General features: G+C 39.3%; 18 protein-coding genes and 2 tRNA genes. 17 read left to right on the top strand and 3 right to left on the bottom strand.

What is annotated here, in order from left to right; all coding sequences use genetic code 11:
• Window positions 1-23 precede the first annotated feature (23 nt).
• On the top strand, window positions 24-2,855 hold the full coding sequence (rcsC, locus tag C5469_RS16325) for a two-component system sensor histidine kinase RcsC (protein ID WP_166308857.1): 2,832 nt from the start codon (window positions 24-26) through the stop codon (window positions 2,853-2,855).
• Window positions 2,856-2,923: 68 nt separating this feature from the next.
• Here rcsC and rcsB read toward each other — a convergent pair whose 3' ends face one another.
• Together rcsB and rcsD are read right to left on the bottom strand one after the other, a co-directional pair.
• Entirely contained in the window at window positions 2,924-3,577 is a 654-nt protein-coding gene (gene rcsB, locus C5469_RS16320) for a response regulator transcription factor RcsB (protein WP_166308854.1), read from the bottom strand.
• A gap of 4 nt (window positions 3,578-3,581) precedes the next feature.
• Entirely contained in the window at window positions 3,582-6,272 is a 2,691-nt protein-coding gene (rcsD, locus tag C5469_RS16315; protein WP_166308851.1) for a phosphotransferase RcsD, read from the bottom strand.
• A gap of 181 nt (window positions 6,273-6,453) precedes the next feature.
• On the opposite strand from rcsD, the gene C5469_RS16310 reads away from it, so the two are divergent.
• Window positions 6,454-6,541 (top strand) — tRNA-Ser (locus tag C5469_RS16310).
• 410 nt (window positions 6,542-6,951) lie between these two features.
• Here C5469_RS16310 and C5469_RS16305 read toward each other — a convergent pair.
• On the bottom strand, window positions 6,952-7,347 hold the full coding sequence (locus tag C5469_RS16305; RefSeq protein ID WP_166308848.1) for a Dabb family protein: 396 nt from the start codon (window positions 7,345-7,347) through the stop codon (window positions 6,952-6,954).
• 387 nt (window positions 7,348-7,734) lie between these two features.
• Here C5469_RS16305 and C5469_RS16300 point away from each other — a divergent pair.
• From C5469_RS16300 to C5469_RS16235, 15 genes are all read left to right on the top strand, one after another.
• Window positions 7,735-7,810: transfer RNA gene (locus C5469_RS16300), tRNA-Thr, on the top strand.
• 1,229 nt (window positions 7,811-9,039) lie between these two features.
• A complete protein-coding gene (locus C5469_RS16295) occupies window positions 9,040-9,459 on the top strand; it encodes an antiterminator Q family protein (protein WP_166308845.1) in 420 nt (139 codons plus the stop codon).
• 405 nt (window positions 9,460-9,864) lie between these two features.
• Entirely contained in the window at window positions 9,865-10,413 is a 549-nt protein-coding gene (locus C5469_RS16290) for a phage neck terminator protein (RefSeq protein WP_422615865.1), read from the top strand.
• A 3-nt stretch (window positions 10,414-10,416) separates the two neighbouring features.
• The gene (locus tag C5469_RS16285) at window positions 10,417-11,883 is read left to right on the top strand and encodes a DUF3383 domain-containing protein (RefSeq protein WP_207629093.1); all 1,467 of its coding nucleotides are present in this window, start codon (window positions 10,417-10,419) and stop codon (window positions 11,881-11,883) included.
• Between the two features lie 9 nt (window positions 11,884-11,892).
• Window positions 11,893-12,333: a DUF3277 family protein gene (locus C5469_RS16280; RefSeq protein ID WP_166308839.1), complete on the top strand. Its 441-nt coding sequence runs from the start codon at window positions 11,893-11,895 to the stop codon at window positions 12,331-12,333.
• Window positions 12,334-12,445: 112 nt separating this feature from the next.
• Complete coding sequence (locus tag C5469_RS16275; RefSeq protein ID WP_166308836.1) at window positions 12,446-12,856, top strand: phage tail assembly chaperone; 411 nt, start codon at window positions 12,446-12,448, stop codon at window positions 12,854-12,856.
• Window positions 12,857-12,933: 77 nt separating this feature from the next.
• Window positions 12,934-13,056: a DUF6889 family protein gene (locus C5469_RS24525; RefSeq protein ID WP_236637447.1), complete on the top strand. Its 123-nt coding sequence runs from the start codon at window positions 12,934-12,936 to the stop codon at window positions 13,054-13,056.
• Complete coding sequence (locus C5469_RS16270) at window positions 13,049-14,893, top strand: hypothetical protein (protein ID WP_166308833.1); 1,845 nt, start codon at window positions 13,049-13,051, stop codon at window positions 14,891-14,893. The genes C5469_RS24525 and C5469_RS16270 overlap by 8 nt, the downstream gene beginning before the upstream one ends.
• Window positions 14,894-14,895: 2 nt before the next feature.
• Window positions 14,896-15,501 (top strand): phage baseplate protein, encoded by a 606-nt coding sequence (locus tag C5469_RS16265; protein ID WP_166308830.1) that lies wholly within the window; start codon window positions 14,896-14,898, stop codon window positions 15,499-15,501.
• On the top strand, window positions 15,486-15,791 hold the full coding sequence (locus C5469_RS16260; protein WP_166308827.1) for a phage baseplate plug family protein: 306 nt from the start codon (window positions 15,486-15,488) through the stop codon (window positions 15,789-15,791). Before C5469_RS16265 ends, C5469_RS16260 begins: the two co-directional genes overlap by 16 nt.
• A 95-nt stretch (window positions 15,792-15,886) precedes the next feature.
• Window positions 15,887-16,828 carry a phage protein gene (locus C5469_RS16255; protein WP_166308824.1) on the top strand — a complete coding sequence of 314 codons (942 nt, stop codon included), beginning with the start codon at window positions 15,887-15,889 and terminating at the stop codon, window positions 16,826-16,828.
• Window positions 16,828-17,583 carry a phage baseplate assembly protein V gene (locus tag C5469_RS16250; protein ID WP_166308821.1) on the top strand — a complete coding sequence of 252 codons (756 nt, stop codon included), beginning with the start codon at window positions 16,828-16,830 and terminating at the stop codon, window positions 17,581-17,583. The genes C5469_RS16255 and C5469_RS16250 overlap by 1 nt, the downstream gene beginning before the upstream one ends.
• Window positions 17,580-17,927 carry a contractile injection system sheath initiator gene (locus tag C5469_RS16245; protein WP_166308818.1) on the top strand — a complete coding sequence of 116 codons (348 nt, stop codon included), beginning with the start codon at window positions 17,580-17,582 and terminating at the stop codon, window positions 17,925-17,927. Before C5469_RS16250 ends, C5469_RS16245 begins: the two co-directional genes overlap by 4 nt.
• A complete protein-coding gene (locus tag C5469_RS16240) occupies window positions 17,920-19,113 on the top strand; it encodes a baseplate J/gp47 family protein (protein ID WP_166308815.1) in 1,194 nt (397 codons plus the stop codon). The genes C5469_RS16245 and C5469_RS16240 overlap by 8 nt, the downstream gene beginning before the upstream one ends.
• The gene (locus C5469_RS16235; RefSeq protein WP_166308812.1) at window positions 19,110-19,682 is read left to right on the top strand and encodes a DUF2612 domain-containing protein; all 573 of its coding nucleotides are present in this window, start codon (window positions 19,110-19,112) and stop codon (window positions 19,680-19,682) included. The genes C5469_RS16240 and C5469_RS16235 overlap by 4 nt, the downstream gene beginning before the upstream one ends.

The following is a 19,682-nucleotide window of genomic DNA, read 5'->3' as shown; positions in this document are numbered from 1 at the left end:
GTTTGTTTTTATCAGGTAGCCTTTTGAGATATCTTTCTTCTTTTCGTACAACGCTGAAAATATCCCGTTATCTTTTCCGGGTAATTGGTTTGATGTTGTGGGCATTAGGAGCTTTGTTAACGGCTTTTTACCTGGTTAATATTTTTAATGAAGTAAAATCTGACATCCGGCAAGAATATAATGCTAATTATGATTCTACCCTCTCTTATGTGCGTCATACAGCCAGTATTCTGCGCGATATCCAATATATGACAGAGAAGCATTTACTGAATTCCAATGAAAAAAAGAGTGCAGTTTTTGATTTTCCACATAATAACCCAGCTTTTTCTTATTATCCTTTAAACCAAAGCGCTGACTGCCATACCTTTCGTAAAAACACCCATAGTTACTTAAATTCATTGAATAATCTTATCTTTTATTGGAAAGATAATCTTGCGGCTCCTCAGGGTTTGAACCAGGTTTTTCTGGTGGGTACGCAAAGCATGTGTATGGTGAATTTTTCTATTCGTAATACTACGACTGAGCTTGATACGCTGAAAAAAATAGTCTATGAAAACTCACGTAGACTTATTAGTCTGAAAGAGCAAGGTAAAGAACGAAATGTTTATTGGGTTATGCCTGGTGCAAGATCGGATAGCGGCCATCTCTATGTGTTGGCACCGGTATATGTAAACGGTCAGATGGTTGCCATGATAGGAATTGAACAGTTCATCAGATTAGATACTTTTATTCAAAGGCAAGATCGTCCGATTTCAATAACATTGTTAAATCGTAGTAATCAACCCGTGTTGCACTATCCGGCAAATGATGACTACAAACTTGATTATGATGATTATCAGTTGGCAGCGCCTTATTTTGGCTATGATGATAACTTCACTGATTTATTGTTAAAACGCCGGTTAATTCCATCTTCATTCAGTATAATTTACGCGCTTCCACTGAAAAATATTTTTGAAGGTTTTAAGATACAGATTATTAGCAGCATTGTGCTTAATGTGCTATCTGCTTTTGTCATCATTATCTTGGTATATCTGTTTGAGCGGAAAATGTTTGTTCCGGCGGAAGAAAATGCGATTCGTTTGGAGGAACACGAGCAGTTTAATCATAAAATTGTCGCTTCAGCTCCTGTTGGGATCAGTATATTGCGGGTAAGCGATGGCAGTAATATTTTGAGTAATGAATTGGCTCATAATTATTTGAAAATGCTGACCCATGAAGATCGGGAACGTATTATTCATATTATTTGTGATAGAACCAGCAGCTATGTTGACGTAGTAACCAGTAATAACAATCATCTGCAAATCAGCTTTGTTCATTCCCGTTACAGGAATGAAGAAGTGGCAATTTGTGTATTGGTTGACATCAGTGTTCGTGTACGGATGGAAAAATCATTACAGGAAATGGCATTGGCATCAGAGCAGGCTAGCTATTCTAAGTCGATGTTTTTGGCGACTGTTAGCCACGAATTGAGAACACCTCTTTACGGAATTATTGGCAACCTGGAGTTATTACAATCCCATTCATTACCAGCTGAATCAGTCCGTTTATTATCAACGATGGATAACTCTTCAGCTTTGTTACTGAAAATTATCAGCGACATCCTAGATTTCTCAAAGATTGAATCTAAACAGCTTAAAATTGAACCTAAAGAATTTTCTTGTCAGGAAGTTATCTCTCACGTTATTTCCAACTATCTGCCATTAGTTACGAAAAAGTCGTTGAGCTTATATTGCTATGTCGAACCGGATGTACCGGATTATATCCGCAATGATCCCGTTCGATTACAACAGGTTATATCTAATCTGTTGAATAATGCGATTAAATTCACTGATACTGGATGTGTGGCTATACATGTGGTAGTTGATAGGGATTACTTGTATGTCAGAGTAAAGGATACAGGCGTAGGAATTTCTGATAAGGAGCTTATTCAGTTATTTGATCCGTTTTTCCAGATAATGCCAAATACTGAAAGTTCATCTCAAGGAACGGGCCTTGGTTTAGCGATTTGTGAAAAACTTATCAACTTGATGGATGGTGATATTGAAGTCATTTCACAGCCACAGATAGGCAGTATGTTTTCTATCCGTTTACCTTTATACGGTGCGAAATATATACCAAAAATCCAGCTAATTAATGAGTATCAGCAAAAAGTTATACTGGCTATACGTAATCTTTATCTGGAAGATTTTTTACAGCGTTTTCTGATTTATCATGGTTTACAAATTGTTTTATATCATGGGCAAAATACAGATAGCAGTGAAATTATTATCAGTGACTTCTCTGATGCTGTTATTACACCTATATATGCTTATATTGAATTATCGACGGCCTATATTGGCTCACCAGAACAAATCAGAGAAAACTATTGGTTACATAATACTTACTATTTGCATGATTTAACTACACTTATTGATAGGCTAATTTCACCGGGTAATAATGAAGTATTGAATACAGCACTGCCTGTCTTGCAGGCAAGTACTGAGCTTAATACTATGATGGTTTTGGTAGTAGACGATCATCCTATCAATCGTTATTTATTGACTGATCAGTTGAAATCTATTGGTTTTCAGACGGCGATGGCGAATGACGGATTGGATGCATTGGAATATTTGAAGAAAGGATACGTTGATATCATTCTGACAGATGTCAATATGCCTAACATGGATGGTTATGCGCTGACAACGCATTTACGGAATAAAGGGTGTGAGTTGCCGATTATTGGTATTACAGCAAATGCTCTGGCAGAAGAAAAGCAGCGCTGCATTGATGCTGGGATGAATGATTGTTTATCTAAGCCTGTTTCCCTTGCTACTCTTAAACAGGCACTAACAGAGGTCAGGAGTATTAGCGCTTAAAATAATGCCTGGTACCATAATAGTCCCAGGCATCAGAACTCGTTTCATATTAAAATAACGGACCGCATTTAATGAACATTATCATTGGCATTGATAGCTACAGAAGCAAGATAATTAAGTAGTGCAATATCGTTATTCACACCGAGTTTTACCATTGCCGATTTTTTCTGACTGCTGATAGTTTTGACACTACGATTTAGCTTTTTCGCAATGTCCGTTACCAGAAAACCTTGGGCAAACAGGCGTAGCACTTCACTTTCTTTCTGTGATAATGGTTTGTCACCGTAGCGGGTTTTCGTTACTTTTTTCAACAGCTCAGAAACGCTCTCCGGCATAAATCTTTCCCCTTGTTTCAGGGCAGTCAATACGTCAGATAAATCTGTTGGTGCTCCTTGTTTTAAGACGACTCCTTCGATATCAAGTTCGAGTACAGCACTTAAAATGGCTGGGTTATTGTTCATGGTTAGAACAATGATTGATAGCCTGGGGTAATGGCGTTTGATGTATTTAATCAAATTGATTCCATCACCATATATGTCTCCAGGCATGGACAAATCAGTGATCAGTACATTTGCTTTAATACAAGACAGATTGTTGATCAATGTAGTAGAGTCTTCAGACTCAGCGACGACGTTGATCCATTCGAGTCGTTCAAGTGATTTACGGATGCCAAACAGAACAATTGGATGGTCATCAGCAATAATGATGTTAAGGTTATTCATCTTATTAGTTACCTTGCTGCAATAGCCTTGTGATGAAAAAATCAATGTGGCTAATGCTATTTTTAATCTCTATTTCGCTACTGCTTGTTATGTGTTGTTCCAGTGTTTCGCAAGAAGATTTGAGGAATTCTAAGTCTAACATAGCAAAGACACCTTTTAGGCGATGGGCTGTTTGCGAAAGTGATATCAAATCATGTTGCTCGATATCAGTATACAGTTTATTAATATCTATCGGTACTGTCTCGATAAATAATTGCTGATAATCGCTATCTGCCAGCTGTTTTCGGTAACTGCTTATAACATTTTCAGTATCGTAATCAGTGTCTTCATTGTTAAATGGTGACATTTCTGAATTTTCATTAAATTCGTTAAAACTGAAGTTTCTCTCAATTAATAACGAAATGGCATTGATAACCGCTTCGCTCAGATTGTAGTTACATCTAATATAGTCAGGTGTCATCTGCTCAAAGCCAGCAAGATCACCAACCAACAATATAGTAGATCTGGCGGAATCATACGGCTTATCTGTCAATATGATATCGTAATCTCTACTGATATTTTCTTTCTTTTTATCAAAGTAAGCAGCACCATAATGTCTTAGGTAATTTTGTATGATCTTACGGATTTCTGTATTGCTAATATCCAGTAAAGCGGTAATATCTTCCAGTAGCGGTGGGCATTGGTCTTGATCGATTATCAGTGGCAAACTGATGGTGTAATGTGTACCAAGGTTAGGTTTGCTGTTTATAGTAAAATGACCACTGAGTTTTCGACATAATTGGTCACAGAGATAGAAGGTCAGCCCTGAATTGGACTGATATTTATCTCCAACCGCTTTGTTTAGAAATGGATAATTCAAATTTGCCAAATCGTTTGAATTCAGCCCGGCTCCGGTATCTATAACTTCGATCTGAATTTGATCTTTGTATTTCTGAGAATAATTAACTATGAGTGATATTTTCCCATAAGATGTAATCGTGATTGCATAGTTAACTAACATCAGGATAATTTTACTGATAACAGAGCCATCGCCAATAAATATGGATTCAGGGTTAATATTACAGTGATAATAATAATTTAATCCCTTGTTATTTATTTTTGATAACACTTTTTTAAAAATATCGTCTAACATGTGTGATAATGAAAATGACTCACTTTTTGCTTGCCAGTCACCTAATTCCAATTCATTCAGAAATGAGATATTCTCGACCCAGCCGGATATATATTCGGATTTAGTTAATAAATTATTGACGATATGATCACTATTTTCCTCTATAGGGATTTGTTTTAGTTGGTAAGCAATATTATTTAATTCCTTTATTGGCTGTTTCAGCTCTGAGCTAATGTTTGTTAGCATAAAACGTCGGGCTTGTACGCTCTTATCATGTTCGAGATGTGCAAGTTGTAAACGCTTGTTAATCAATGCTTCCTGGTCTTTATCTTGCAATAAAAATAGATAAGTTTCTGGCAACAGGTGGATGTTGTGCACTTTAATTTCATAGACTGAATCGTCAATTGATGTTTGGATGACACCATGATGTTGCTTTGCCATCATCTTAATTTTGTTTAAGTCGATATCAGGCAATAGATGATCAGCAATTTTATTACTCATGATTATCTGATTTGTCGAGAAATCATAAATCAGTAAACCAATTGGGATATTGGAGATAATATCGTTACTTAACGCATCCTTGACTTGTAGCTCGTGGTTCATAAGAGCATTTGGGGTAATATATTTTTTACGAATGTAAATAAGCCCACCCAGAGACAGAATAATAAATATTGAATCTGCCAGCAGTAGCCAGATGTTTTTGTACAACAAATCGATCAGCAAATCTTTGAGCGATACCCGATACAGTAATTTGTATTTCGTGCCACTGAGTGGTTGAGAGAATTCGAGCCAGAAACCATTTTGTGAGATATTCGCTTTATTAGTTTCATCGGGGTTTTGTTCGTCGTTAGATAGTAAGCTGAAGTTTGCTGCTCCCATATCGATAGGAAGGAGATGGCTAATAGGTAAATCAAAAGCGATAACGGTCGCCAATTGACCTGGTGAGTTGAATGTTGCCCTGTAAGTGTAGAAATAGAGATTCTCGCCACTTAGCTTACGGATTGATGAAATATTTTCCCGTTCATCTAAAGCGGTAGACTGCATCAGCATCTCTGAACGTTTCGATTCTGCTGTAAGTGTCAGATAACTTTCTTTAAATCTTAATTCTGGTTTAAGAATAGAGTGAGTTGTTATTAAAAACAGATTGTTATCTTTACCGTTCAGATAGTACATAGAGTTGTATTCATTGCGGGCGCCCCACAAAATCTCTATATAATTGGAAAGACGTTGTGCCAACGCTGCACTTGTAGTGTTATGGTGACCAAAAATAATAGCGTCGATAGCCTGATAACGACTTTCAAGCCAATAAACATCAGGTCGTAGCTTCATCGGTGAAACAGGCCCCTGTAGTTTAAAAGGTGAGATATTAGCTTGTTCAAAGATAGAATTAGCATGGTAACGATAATCTTCTATCTGCAATACCATTTTGGTTGCAACACTATTTAGCGCGTACTTTTTTCCCATCAGCCAGGCGTTGAAGTAGTTATAGCTATATAAAAATAGGGAAACAAAAAGCAGGGCAATGAACAAGCCATAGTAACGGTTTATGGTTGATGAATTGATTGAAGATTGTCTGTTATACATGCGTTAGGTAAAAACCTTAGTCATTGTTTGGCTATGATTTAGCGAGAAGGTTAATTTTAACAGGATAAGAGCTTGGAATGGTATTGTAGATTGAGGATTGAGCGAATAGTAAAAAAATCACAGATTTTTTGCGATAAAGACTAGACATATGATCCTACTATAGAGCATAATCTCGCGCCATGGAAGGATGGCCGAGCGGTCGAAGGCAGCGGTCTTGAAAACCGCCGATGGGAAACCATCCTAGAGTTCGAATCTCTATCCTTCCGCCAAATACTAACCTTATGCATGTTTTTATGCATAAGGTTTTTTCGTTCCAGAGTATCGTTCTGAATGCACTAAGATCACTTAGCTCTCGCTCAGTTCCTATGAAAAACCACCAGATTATAAACCCATCTATACCCGTTATCTTTCAAGTTGCCTCTTTGTTTGCTTTTAAAGCGTAGTTTGTAACTAGATGATATCAAACGGTGATTAATCCATTTTAATGATAGTAAATAGCCATTCATAATTTGACTTTATTGCCTTTAAACAATCCTTATAGAGTAGCGTTCTATTTTTCACATAGGCTGTTAATTACTGAATCCTAATTTATAAAGTATGCTTTTTAGTGAGGCTCTAAGGGGGAGCAAAGCGAATGACTCCTTATGTACTAACCACCATGCTTTTATGTAGGCTTTGGTTAAACTCCATATAACTTTCCTATTAATTGGGTTAAATTAATTAACTTATTTATATCTATAATAATATCTGAAACCGTCCATGTGCTTATTTCTTTCCAGAGTACCACACCTTTTACATGGTCGGGATGATGTATATATGTATCTAAATCTTGATAACTTTTAAAGTAACCAATTAAACTAAAATCAACGGATTTTTTTCTATCTGCAATACTATGATCACGAATACTACGATCACAAATATTACGACCACAAAACCAACCTTTTATTTCACTTATCTCATTTATATGATTTAAAGTTACTCTCTCTGCTAATATGGCTTTTTCGCTATCCCAGTTTATTCCGTCTTTGAAGGTAAAAAAAACTTGATGTGCAATTAAATAGTTCTTTTCCGGCATGATTCACCTCATAGTTAATATTTCAATCTATAATGACTTATAGAAATAATATGAATTAAACCCAACCTTAGAGCATCGAAGAACTTTATTTTTTGATCTAAATAGCACATTGCATTTATAGCAGTCAACTATTTCTGGGTGGTAATAAATTGAAGAGAAGTGAAAAGGTAGTTGTCTGGGTAGTACCTTCAGTTTTTGCACAATCTTATAGTGGTTGTCTCTGTGTCAGGGTGTTGTTTGGGATAGCGATATGTCATCAATGATCAGATTTTGATGTCAGGGTTTATGGTGTTTTGAATATGTCTAAAAAAATCTATTATTTATGCTTGATTGTTTGCATCAGGTTGTAATACACTTTGCTCGCTTTCGGGGGCTACCCTGGAGTACGCCGGCTTAGCTCAGTTGGTAGAGCAACTGACTTGTAATCAGTAGGTCACCAGTTCGACTCCGGTAGCCGGCACCAAATCACATAAGAAGCCGTTATCTTTTCAGAAGATAACGGCTTTTTTCATGTTTATCTCACAAAATAACTGTTTTTATATACAGCTAATTTTATCACTTTCCATGGCGATCTTTTTATCAGAATGGATATCAGTGCGAAACTCATTGTCAGGCAGGTAAAAATGAAATAGTTGGATCGGAAATGAAGAAATGCGGATTTTTAGTTATTGTAGATTTATCCCTGTTTGTAGAAACTGACGGAAAAATATTGATGCTCGTGGTGTCATTTTTTTAGCATGAAGACATGCTTACTATCGATGTGTATCCATCTATATCGTCTGTAGAGAGTCAGGAAATAGAGATCAGACAGGGTAAAAGATAGCAGCAGGTATTGACGTTGTAAGATCGTGTTAGGCAAAAATAGTTTCATACCAGTAAAATACTTTTTCCGAACTGCCGGTTAAATCGCATGAGTTTAAAAAACTCGTTGGTTAAAAAGGGGTTATTTCTGACAATGTTAAAACTTTCTGCATAGATATTTACCTGATAATCGGTAATTTACTGTTAGCAACATTAATCCTATTTCTGTCTTAAAAATTTTTTCAAATCTGGTTGAGATATTTCGAACACTGTTAGTCAAATCCTACATTTGCGCCGATTTGTCGCTTATCGTTATGTAAACAGTATGATCTCTGTACCTTTGTTATAGGTGTAGAGGACATTTTTAATCGTCATTTTTCTATAGATTTCAGAGTTGATCCAAAGTATTTTTTACACTTTAATATCCATGAGATAAAAATTTTGTGCTACTTTTTATTTAATGTATTTTTTATCTGATAATAAAAAGGGGTTGTTATGTTGTCTGAAAATTCTTGTAAAATAATAAAATCCATTAGCTTTGCTTTAGCCGTTTTAAGTGCTGAACCTTTTAAGGTGAGGTGCATTACAGGATCAGGTAAAATTTATATGAGAAATACTTAGATGAGGATGATAAGTGCTTTATAACTAGTTGTATTAACCAAGATATTATATTTTCCTCTGAGATTAAGCTTGGAAGGAATAGAAGTTAGGTAAGATTTATATTTAATAGATCAAGTAAGAAGATGTATTTAGACGATATAGTTAAGCAACAAAGAAACGCAAGAAATAGAGCATGGGAAATTTGTTATAACGCCGAATGCATGGATGCATGAGACCATTACGAAAATAATTTTTACTACTATTCGTTACTAAAAATTAAGGTAAAAACGTATGCGCAATATTCAACAAGTTCTAGAGCGTTGGGGCGGTTGGGCTGATGATGCCACTGGTGTTAATTGGCCGCCGATCGCTGCTGGGTTTAAGGGGTTGATTACGTCAACTCGTCCATCGCGACCTTCCTGCTGCGATAATGATGGTTTGATCATTGATGCCTGTATAGCAAGGCTTCAGACGGTAGATAAGTCTGAAGAGATTGAAGTTTTATTTATGTACTATGCTTTGGGTCTTTCCAAACGATCGATAGCTCGTTTAATTGAAGTATCAGATATTGAAGTACGTTCCCGGTTGCAGAAGGGCGAAAGCTTTGTACAGGGATGTTTAGCTATGCTTGATATCACGTTAGAAATGGATAATGAAATACAAGAGTGCAAAAAGCTTGCGCGTACGCAAAAAGCTATGGTAGTGTATTAACCAGTTAAAATTGCGAATAAGCGCAGAAACTAATAAGCCTCGGTATTTTTATCGGGGCTTTTTTCATGTAGAAAATCGGGAAAATAACGCTTAATTCATCAAGTTCAATTGAAAAAATTAAAGTTATTCAAGAGACGATGTGATATGGATAAATGTCTTAAAGTATCGGTTGTTACACACTGATAGATAAGTGAAAATTTAAATAATCATTGTAAAGGCTGCACTTTGTTGCGGCCTTTTTCGTATTTGCCGCCGCGAATCACTTACGCATATTTTTTTACCTTCTTTGCGGTCGGTATCCTTGTTAAATCAATCATAACCTGGTGTTGGAAACTAAGCCTTCATAGAGGGCTTGGTTTATTCAGCTACATTGCGAGTTATTGCTGTTTGATGGAGGTATTTTTGATGAGCAACGGTAGTGATAAAGCTGGTTGGTTAACGCCTGTCACTCCTGGGCCTGAGTACGATGATGAGCTGGAACACACACTGCACCATTGGGTGTGTGGTGTTTCTGGTTTGCCTGACGATAAAGTGCGTTCCCGATGGACATCATCACCATCACCATCACCACCGTTATCGGAAGATGATGGATGTGATTTTGGCATTACGGGTTTTATTTCAGACGTGTCTCCGGTTTTTGAGAACCAAACCGACGAAAGTACTGAATTATGGCGTTATGAAGAAATCGAGTGTTTGATTTCGTTTTATGGCCCGAACTGCCAACGGTACGGTGCTTGTTTTCGTGATGGACTGGCGGTCAGTCAGAACAATGACGAATTAGGGCGTTTCGGTCTTTCAGTGGGCAAATATACCCGGCTAACTTTTTTACCTGAGCTTATCAATAATCAGTGGGTGCGTCGTTATGATATGACGATCACCTTGCGGCGAAAAGTGGTGCGTGAATACGGTGTTAAATCACTGGTGGAAGCGCCTGTCAAATTCTTTGGAGATTAAATTATGCAGGGTTTACCTGTTTCAAACATTATCAATGTCACGTTGAATATGGCTCCTCATGCGGCTCAGGCTCGGAACTTTGGTGCGTTACTGATCGTCGGTGTAAGCAACGTGATCAACACTCATGAGCGTTTACGCCGGTATTCTGATATCGATGGCGTAGGGGCAGACTTCGGTATGGATACGCCAGAGTACCAGGCCGCAGCGCTTTATTACTCCCAGTCACCACGTCCTGTCGATTTATATATTGGCCGCTGGGCTAAAGGCAATGTCGTATCCTCTTTGCAGGGGGCGGTATTAACCAAGCAACAGCAAATACTGAGTAAATTTACTGCCGTCACAAATGGTTCTTTTAAGTTAACGCTTAACGGTAAAGAGGTGATATGCAGTGACATCGATTTTAGTAAAGAGACAAATCTTAATGGTGTTGCCCAACGGGTAGCGGAAAAGCTGAAAGATTGTTCAGTGACATATGATAGTTCATCTGCACGTTTCACCGTGGCACCAAATTCTGCGGGCGCTATTGGTTATGTTTCACAGGCTAGTGGAACGTACATTGGTGATTTACTAAAACTAGATGGAGAATCTGGCGCTACGGTTATCGAACCAACCAAAGCAGAAACGATTGCTGAGGCAGTGGCAACATTGGGGGTTGCGTCTAGTGGCTGGTATGGGCTGGTTATCGCTGACGACACGCTGACAGACGAAGATATTCTGTCTGTTGCTGACTACATTGAATCGGCATCTGTTTCTCGAATCTATGGGCATACCGTGCAAAAAACAGCGGTATTGGATGCTGATGTTGATACTGATATCGGATCAAAACTGAAAGAGGGAAATTATCAGCGCGCGTTCTGGCAATATTCAACGGGTAAACCTTATATTGTGGCTTCTCTGATGGGGCGTATGTTTACTGTCAATTTCAACGGTAACAACACCACCATTACCCTGAAATTTAAACAGGAACCTGCGGTTACCGCGGAAAGTCTCACTGCAACCCAAGCCAATGTTTTGAAAAAGAAAAACGGCAACGTTTTCGTTAAATACAACAATGATACCGCCATTATTCAGGAAGGCGTTATGGCAAACGGTGATTTCATTGATGAACGTCACGGTCTGGACTGGTTGCAGAACTATGTTCAGAACAATCTTTATAACTTGCTTTACACCAGTACCAGCAAAATTCCCCAAACTGATGAAGGTGTCACACGCCTAATTACCAATGTTGAACAGTCACTTGCCCAAGCGGTGACGAATGGATTGATCGCTCATGGAGTATGGGGCGGTGATCCGATTGGTGCGCTGAACACCGGAGCAACATTGACAAAAGGTTATTACGTCTACGCTCCACCAATTGCGACACAGGCACAGGCTGACAGGGAAGCCAGAAAAGCACCGGTTATTCAGTGCGCTATCAAATTAGCGGGAGCTGTTCATTACGCTGATGTCATTATTAATGTAAACAGATAAGGATTAAAAATGGCTACGTATTCTTTTCTTGATGTCTCTGCTTCTATTACAGGGGTAGGGGGTTCTTTTGATCTTGGTAACGGCGCGGCTCTCTCTGATGAGGGCATCGTAGTGACGATGTCAGAAAGCAAAAACACCATGACCACAGGTGCAGATGGTGAAGTTATGCATTCATTGCACGCCACCAAATCTGGAACCATTACGGTTAACTTGCTTAAGACCAGCCCGGTAAATGCAAAACTGAACGCTATGCTTAGTGCACAATCGCTTTCATCGGCAGCGTGGGGTAATAACGTGATTGTTATTCGGAACAAACAGAGTAATGACATTGCGGTTGCACGTTCTGTTGCTTTTCAGAAACAGCCGGACTTACAGAATGCGAAAGCAGGTAGTACGGTTGCCTGGGTGTTTGATTGTGGAAAAATAGACATCATGTTAGGCACATTCTAACAAGTTTACTTTATAAACGCTGAAACTAGCCGGAGCATTTGTTTGCATGTTCATAATCAGGCTTATGCTTCGGTAGCTTGGGCGGTTTTGGGCTAAGTTTTAAGGGGTGCTTATGGAATTTGAAATTGACGGTAAAAAATATCGCAGTGGCAAACTGAACGCTTTTCAGCAACAGGATCTGGCAGTGGCCTTGTCTCCAGCTATTCCTGCACTTGGACCACTGATGAAAAAGATCGTCGCAGACAGAAATGATGATAGCGCGACCAGCTTTGAAGGACTGATTCCCTATTTGATTGAATCCATTAATGCACTGGGCAAATCTAACCGACATGAAATTAATGATATTTGCTTATCAATAGTTTCCCGTGAACAGAGTGGCATATGGAGCAAGATTTATGAACCTGATGGTCAGGTATTGATGTTCGATGACATCAATGGTTTGGAACTGCTTAAAATTGTAGGTTTTATTATCCGAGATTCATTGGGAAATTTTTTTCACGCCCTATCAGAGAGCGAAGTGTAATCCCAGGACAACCTAGTTTAAATTTTGAAACTCTCCCGAAAGGGCGTGATTATCTGTTACGCCCGGTCATTGCGGGCATGTGCCGTTATGAATCATTAAAAGATGGCGTTCTTGACCTGGCTGATATTGCATTGATGAATGATGCCCTTGATGTTAAATCGGAAAATGAGGCCATGATAGAGAGGTGGCGAAATGAGTAATGACGCTGAAACAATGAGAGATTTCCTGGTATCACTTAAGTTTGATGTTGACGAGGTGGGACAGCGTAAATTTATGACTGTTATCACCGAAGTAACAGTCAATGTTCTCAAAATGAGGGCGGAAATTGAAGATGCAACATCAGCAGTAGCTAATTTTATCGCTCAAATAGCTAACGGGCTGGACAAACTCTACGGACAGTTACAGAAAACAGGTCCAACGATTGAAAAAATTAAACCTATTGATGAGGGAGTTAGTCAGGCGGCAGGAAGTGGAAGTGTAGAAAGATTTCTACCGAAGATTGATGTTTTGTCCCATGCCAATGGCGGCCATGTTAATACTGCTTCTTTGATAACATCAATGAGTGAGCCGCTATTAAAAGCCACGATGGGATGTGCCAATCAAAACACCAACACACTTGATAGTGATGACATATTTAATGCGATTGAGGAATTAGTTAAATGGTTAAACAAAGGGGAAGCTTCAGCGAACGGCTTATTGAAAACACTGAATGAATTATGGAAATTCACAGGAAGAAAAATTACGCTGGGAATATTATTCGACCTTAATAATCGATTAAATGCATTACAAGAAGAAGCAAGGAAAAATCACGAAACTGTGGGTGAAACCATACAGCGGCGGCAAAAAGAACGTGAAGCAAATAAGAAACCACTGTTAACGTTTGATCAACTTAATAGTTGGATGTCAACTCATGGGCTTTATATGGCTTCTGACTTGACACCGTTTTTTAGCAAAGATAATTATGAAAAATACCAGAAACAACTTGATGGTAGTAAGCCTATCATTGATAAAGGTCACAGTCAGAAAGTTGCTGATATTCCCAAATATCAAAAACAGCTTGATGGCGGTAAGCCTGTAATTGATAAAGATCACCGCCAGAAAGTTGCCGATATTCCCAGAAAAGTATCAGGCCAATCAAGTAAAGCGAAAAAGAAACGCAAGAATAAGCCACTTAATAAAGACCATCTTAAAGCGGGTATTGCTAAGCAGCCTGATGCTCATCACAGTTTACATGCAGTTAATCAGTCGATGGATATTTTGAACAGTGAGCTTACAGAAACAAGACTAAAGAAACTAATGTCTTCCAGAGGGGCTAGGAATAACAACCCGTTAAATATGAACTTTGCGCGTCAGAGAGGGGCAGTCCGTGAGGACAGCCCTGGACACAGATTTGCTAAGTTTCCGGATGCATATAGTGGATTAAAGGCCACCGCTCATCAGTTGAGGCGTTATTTTAGTGGCAAGACTACAGGAAAAAAACTACAAACCATTGCCAGTATTATCCCGACATGGGCGCCATCAAAAGATGGTAATAAGACTAAAGCATACATTGCCAGCGTGTCTAAAATGATGAACGTTTCTAAGGATGCATTCCTTGATTTAACCGATCCTGACGTGATGCAAAGGTTGATTGATAGCATGATGGTTGTGGAGATTGGCGGTAATCCCTATTCACCAGAATTTATTAGGGCGGCGATTCTCGGATTGCCACCGCCAGAGAATAAACCTTTTGGCTTAACCAGACATCTAAATAATGTAGCTAATTATTGGAAAAATATTTCCATTGATCCTCATATGATTAGCGGTGCCATGACGAATATCAACAGTATGATCAATCATCAGGGAGTGACTCACAATTTCCTGCTTCGTTCGCCGATTCCTGCCGGCAATAATAATATGCAGGGGATAGGGGAAGTAAATTATCATATTGAGATTAATGGCGTTGAATCCCCTAGAGAAGCGGCAAGACTTACTGGAGAAACGGTAGAACGTACTCACAGTATGTTACTGCGAAATATGCAAACACAGGTGAGATAACAATGGATATATTATCGGTTATGTTTTCTCAACAAACGAGAAAAATAGGTGCCATTGTACCGAGTGTCATTATTTCAGAAACACATACGGATACATCCAATATAACGGATCATCCGGTCCAACAGGGGGCGACAATTAGTGATCATGCTTATGACAGCCCATCAGAAGTGAGAATGGAGTTAGGTTTTGCGGGTGGTGGTTCGCTGCTTGATGCTATTGATACCACAAAGGTATTTGATATTTCTAGCGGGTTAAGCCTTGGAGACAGCCCGCGCGCGGTGTATCAACAATTACTTGATCTTAGGGCATCACATAAACCTTTTGATGTCGCAACAGGGAAACGCCTATATAAAAATATGTTGATTAGGGATATAACTGTCACAACGGATAAAACCAGTGAAAATGTCCTATCAGTGATTTTAAACCTGCGTGAAATTATTATTGTTGAAACATCAACGGAGCAAGCAGCGCCTGCTGAAAATATGGAACATCCTGAAGATACGGCACCTGTGATTAATGTGGGAACCAAAGTCACGGTGAAGCCGTCATTACCACGAGTTATTCTTGATTATATTATAGAGCGGGGTAAAAAATGGCTGGGATTGTAGAAATTCCTTTATCACCGATAAACCAGCAATTCGATGTTCAATTGGATGGTGTTAACTATAAAATGAGCTTAATTTGGCGTGATATGGCAGGTTGGATTCTGGATATTATGACACCGGACAGTGAGCCAATAGTCACTGGTTTGCCGCTAGTATTTGGGATCAACTTGCTTGAACAATATCGTCATCTTGGCTTTAACGGTTCATTAATTTTTTATGGTGATATAAATCAGGAAAAACCTTTCAGGAATAATCTTGGTAAAGAGGATAAATTATATTTTGTAATAAATTAACTTGATGAAAATAAGGATAATGTACTTATTTAATAATAATTTATTACGCATGCCGCTTAATTGCGGTTCTTTTGTTTCTGCTAATTAGGTGAATTATGACAAAACAATGGATAAGAGAATGTCACCTTATCGTTGTCGACGAAAAGGGCGAAAAAGTAGACTTATCAAACCTGAAAATCATATTTGATATTAAAATAGCGGAATCTTCCTATCCTGCTACAGGTATTTTTACAATATATAACCTTAATGACGCAACCAGTAATAAATTACGCAAAAATGAGTTTAAAGCGATTAAATTTGTGGCAGGATACAAAGGGAACTCAGGACAAATATTTTCAGGTCAAATCCAGTACACTCATATAAAGAGAGATAGCCCAACGGATACTTGCGTTGTTATTCAGGCGGCAGACGGAGATGAACCACACAATTACGCGACAGTGAATACCACCATTGCGGCTGGATATTCGCAAGCAGATTTAGATCACTTACTGATGCGTGATATTGCCAAATATGGCATTACCGCTGGCCTGCGTGCTGAATTCAGAAAATCAGCATCACCCAGAGGAAAAGTGCTTTTTGGTATGCACCGCAATGCAGTTTCTGACCTGGCAAAACAATGTGACGCTAACTGGCGCTATGAAGATAACCAGTTACATATTGTGCCCAAAAATAAGTACTTAACTGAAGCGGTTGTACTCACATTAAAAACGGGTCTGATTGGTATGCCTGAACAGACTATCGGATCAGGTATTAACGTCACATGTTTAATTAATCCGAATATTCGCCCTGGCACATTAATCCGGCTGGATAACCGCTCAATCCAGCCTGCTAATCTCTCTACTGGTGAAACGTCTGAACCTGGGGATCATGAGAAGCCAGCAACGTTGGATGCTGACGGTGATTACATTGTCTTCAATGTAAATTATATCGGCGACACCCGCGAAACTGAGTGGTACATGAAAATGATGTGTATCGCTAAAAGCGATCACACACTGCTGAATCAATCAACTGGCAACAACGGTAAGGCAGACAACTGATGATAAATACTGACGAACGACTAAATAGACCCGAAGCGGTCTTTTTTTCTATGCAAGAAGCGATTAGCGCCGGATTGTATGTCTCTCTGCCCTGCATTATTCAATCATTTGATGCTAATGCGGTAACAGTTACAGCACAACCGGCTATCAGATGGAAAATCAGGAAAAAGGACGGAGAACTGGAATCAGTCTCCTTACCGCTGTTAGTGGATGTCCCCGTTATATTCCCAAGGGGCGGTGGCGTGACACTAACATTCCCGGTAAAAGCCGGTGATGAATGTCTGGTCGTGTTTGCTGATCGTTGCATTGATTACTGGTGGCAATCGGGAGGCGTACAAGAACCGGTAGATCCCCGACAGCACAACCTATCCGATGGATTTGCGCTTATTGGTCCGCAATCACAGCAACAGAAAATAGCTGGTATTAGCACAAATACCGCACAGCTGAGGAGCGATGATGGTGTGGCTTATATCGAACTTGATCCTGATAGCCATAACGTCACCGTTATCACACCGGCAAAACTTACTGCCACCGCAAATGGTGGTACCGAAATTACATCACCTGAAATCATCCTGAACGGCAACGTCACTATTAACGGCAACTTATCGCAGGGAATGGGGGCTGGTGGTGGTACTGCAACCCTGCAAGGCCCTGTTACTGTGAACAACGATGTGACCGCAGCAGGAATTAGCCTTAAAAACCATGTCCATAGTGGTGTGCAATTGGGTGGAAGCAACACGGGGAAACCCCAATGAGATACAGAAAAGAAATTGATAACGACTATGTATTTGGTCGTGGTGAAGCGAGTTTTCTGATTAATTCACCGGAAGCGGTTGCACAGGCAGTGAAAACACGTCTGATGCTGCGCAGTGGCGAATGGTTTCTTGATAATCAAGAGGGAACCGATTACGACCAAGTGCTAGGTAAAGGCACATCGGGTTTTTATGACTTGGTCATCAGACAGCGAATCCTGCAAACGCAAGGTGTATCAAACATTATCCACTATCGCAGTGAAAGAAACCCCAACACAAGAAAAATCACCATTACAGCCACGATTGACACGATTTATGGACAGACAGGAGTAACTGCTGATGTATGAAAATATTATCAACACAATGTTACCTGCCATTAATAAAAACGGGATCAACGCCCCTGATTATCAAACTATTTTAAATGGTTGGAAGACGATATTCAGGGATATCTACGGAGAAGATATTTACATTGAATCTGACAGCAAAGACGGTGTTTTTTTATCGTTGATTGCTTATGTGGTTCACGGTTGTAACAACGCATTCATTGCCTCTTATAACTCATTCAGCCCGGCAACAGCGGTAGGTGAAGGGCTTTCTCGTAATGTCAAAATCAACGGCATTACCAGAAAAAGCCCCAGTAATTCGACGGTAGATGTTTTAATAACGGGTCGAGCGGGTACCATTATCCGCAATGCCTCTGTGCGGGATGATATAGGAAATATCTGGTCACTACCGGATGAAGTCACTATGGACATGCATGGACAGGCTACTGTAACGGCTGTATGTCAAAAAACGGGCGCTATTGGCGCACTACCTCACACGATTAATCAGATTGCTACGCCAACATTGGGTTGGCAAACAGTAACAAACCCTGTTGCTGCTACACTGGGTCGGGGTGTTGAAACCGATGCAGAACTGAGAATACGACAAGCGGTTTCAGTTGCTCTACCTTCGAGAGCTATTATGGATGGACTTATTGGAGCTATTGCCAATCTGCATGGTGTTTCACGCTATCAGGGATATGACAACGACACGGATGAAACCGATAAAAACGGCATACCGGCGCACAGTATTGCGATTGTCATTGATGGAGGAGACTCGAAAGAAATTGCTCAAACTATTTTGATAAAGAAAACGCCGGGCATACCGACATTTGGCACCACCTCTGAAATTGTCACGGATAACACTGGCAATAAAAAAACGATTAACTTCTATCGTCCAACGCTGGTACCAATTTATATTGAAGTTCAGATTAAACCTTTTATTGGATACACCTCGGACATTGGAAATAATATTCGGACAGAAGTATCTAACTATATCAACTCACTTTATATTGGTGATGGGATATATGTTACTCGTTTATTTGTACCGGCAAACTTATGTAATAAAAACGGCAGCCAGACATATGAAGTGTTGTCTGTGGTGGCAGGTAAATCAGCATCAACAACAGGAGCGGCGAACATCAATATTGCCTTTAATGAAGCACCGACCTGTTCACCTGAAAATATTAAAATAGTGACGGTGCTCGAATGAATAAATATATGAAGCTGATTCCGGCTTACCACATGGAAGGTAAAAAATACGTCAGAATGCTTGAAGCTGTTACTGACATATTCAACGGGAATGCGTCTACAACTAATTTACTGATTAGCAGTTTTGATCTTGATAAAGCGGAGGGAAAACAGCTTGATATCATTGGAGAATGGGTAGGAAGAAATCGAATGATTCAAACTCCCATTGAATACTATTACTTCTCCTTTGATATTCCTGAATTGGGATTTGACAGTGGCAAGTGGAAAGGGCGGTTTGATAGTGATAAAAGTTACGTCAAGTTGGATGATGATAATTATCGGATAGTGATCAAAGCTAAAATAGGCGCAAACAACTGGGATGGAACGGCTGAATCACTTAATAACATCCTGAGTTTTATTCATTCAAATAACAACATATCCATATCTTTTGAAGATAACCTGGATATGTCATTTACCGTGACGGTGAGAGGTAAAGTAATTAGTAGCATCACTAAGGAAATCATCCATCAAGGTTATCTCTCGATTAAACCTATGGGGATAACGGTTAATTACCATATTGTGGAGGGTTAG

The sequence above is a fragment of the Photorhabdus cinerea genome, from assembly GCF_011189575.1.
In the GTDB taxonomy this organism is placed as follows: domain Bacteria; phylum Pseudomonadota; class Gammaproteobacteria; order Enterobacterales; family Enterobacteriaceae; genus Photorhabdus; species Photorhabdus cinerea.
This window is presented reverse-complemented; position numbering and strand designations above follow the sequence as displayed.